The organism is Robbsia andropogonis (assembly GCF_000970345.1).
Lineage (GTDB): Bacteria > Pseudomonadota > Gammaproteobacteria > Burkholderiales > Burkholderiaceae > Robbsia > Robbsia andropogonis.
The window spans coordinates 1-1,312 of the sequence record NZ_LAQU01000189.1; the positions used below are offsets into that span (position 1 = coordinate 1).

The 1,312-nt window shown below is 53.6% G+C and carries 1 protein-coding gene; it reads right to left on the reverse strand.

All coding sequences use genetic code 11. From position 1 onward, the window contains the following. Window positions 1-504: 504 nt before the first annotated feature. On the reverse strand, window positions 505-1,113 hold the full coding sequence (locus WM40_RS27035) for an LPD29 domain-containing protein (RefSeq protein ID WP_046154639.1): 609 nt from the start codon (window positions 1,111-1,113) through the stop codon (window positions 505-507). Window positions 1,114-1,312: the final 199 nt, after the last annotated feature.

Genomic DNA, 1,312 nt, shown 5'->3' on the forward strand with positions numbered 1-1,312 from the left:
GAAAAAAGAAAGGGGAATAGCCATGCCCGGGTGGGGAATGATTATTCCCCACGAGGGTGTAAGACGAAGGACGCTCCGAGACCGAAGTCTTGCGACTGCTTACTGCATGGTGGAGCCAAGTCGCGGTACTGCGGGTTGCTAGATAAGCTCTAACGGGCTATAACTGAGTGAATAATAACCGAGCCTATAAAAAAAACAAGTCCCTGTTTCTGCATCGCAACGGTAGCGCGCTAACTACTTATGCGACCCCGAATCGAAGATGACGTATTCACCCCTCTTTGAACAGAACGTGGCACCTATCTGCTCAGGCGACTCGCAAGGCAAGATCACGGTTTTGCCTGTACGCTCGTCAATGCCATGCGATACGACCAACGCTTCTCGGCCAGTTCGCTCGTTTTTCTCTTTGAATGCAATCACTGTGATCACGACAGAACTCCTCTATGGTTAAAGGCGACATCCCGATTTCAAGGACTCGGATTGCGGAACCCGTCCGGCGAACCAAATCTACGACCCAACATCCACTGCGCTCATGCCAGAACCACAACTGCGTGAGTAGCCGTCGTCGTGGGTCACGAAAATCCGCCCCGCGGTCTTCGACTTCTCCACCGTCAAACAGAAGGTGTGCTTGTGCAGCACAGAGTCAATTTCGCGTTGCAGGTTGCCGTGATTCCAGTCGTGCAACCCTGGAAGACAGGCAGCCCACAATGCGCCTCGACGATACTCATGCGCGCTTGGGCACCCCATTCGCGCTTGTTGAAAGTTGCCCAGAAAGCGTCTGTACACACGGCCGATTGCTGCCTCAATGAAGCCCTCGCTATACGAACGCGACAAGTGGATGCTATCGGCGCCCATGTGCACCGGAGCGCCATCGAGCAGATGGAAGATCGAACCCTTATAGTCGATTGAACCGTCGAAGTAACTACCCGCAAACTTGCCGGTAATGAACTCCACCTGAGTGTGGTTTGGACCATCCGTCCAACGGATCGATATCGACGCGCCCCCAGCGTAAGTGCTACTGCGCACGGAAAAACGGCATTGCGGGAACGCTTCTTTAAGAGACGCTCGCACGAGCTTTGCCGTATCGGCGCAGGAAAGGTACGAGGTGCCAGACATGGAAGACTCCTTTTCGGGAATAAGGAAAAGGGAATAGCCATGCCCTCGGTGGGAATGATTACTCCCACGAGGTAGTAGACAGGACGCTCCGAGACCGAGGTCTTGCGACTGATACTGCCTGGAGCCAAGTCGCGGTACTGCAGGTTGCTAGATAAGCACTAGCGGGCTTTAACTGAATGAATCATAACGAAGCAGAATT